General features: G+C 47.4%; 1 protein-coding gene. It reads right to left on the reverse strand.

Going from position 1 to position 530, the window contains the following annotated elements:
* A partial coding sequence (locus tag R7Z50_RS30810) for a response regulator (protein WP_318150188.1) occupies positions 1-530 on the reverse strand: 530 nt, incomplete at both ends.

Here is a 530-nt window from a genome sequence, read left to right on the forward strand (position 1 = left end):
CTGAGACGTTATCGTGCGATGCCAAGTCACGCAGCGCCATGTGAAGCTCGCTCACTTCAAAGATATTCACGTTTGGTAAAGGCAGTTGAACAAATACGTCAAAATGGCGAGCTAACGCGTCGGCAGCTCGGCCGATAGAAACGTTCGCCACTTCCATGTAAATATCGCGTCGGCGGAGAATTGGCAGCTCAATCACGCTTGGTGTGATGATAAGCGGTCGAGGCTCTGGCTCAATCAGCTCTTTGAGGGCGTTTTTTAGCTCATCCTTTGCGATGGGCTTTTGAATAAATGCTTTGGCACCTAACGCGAAAACGCGCTCTTTGGCTTTGGGTTGAATGTCCCCCGACACAACCACAACTGGCGTTTTGTTTCCCAAACGCTGCATGTTTTCTAAGGTTTCAAAACCGTCCTTTTCTGGCATGGTGAGGTCAAGAAACATCAGTTTAAATTCTTTTTGCGCTAATTCTTCAAGCGCATTTTTTCCGTGGATAGCAAACGTAATATCCGGATTCAATGTTGCTGGCAGTGAT

The sequence above is a fragment of the Vibrio sp. 1249-1 genome, assembly GCF_033340495.1.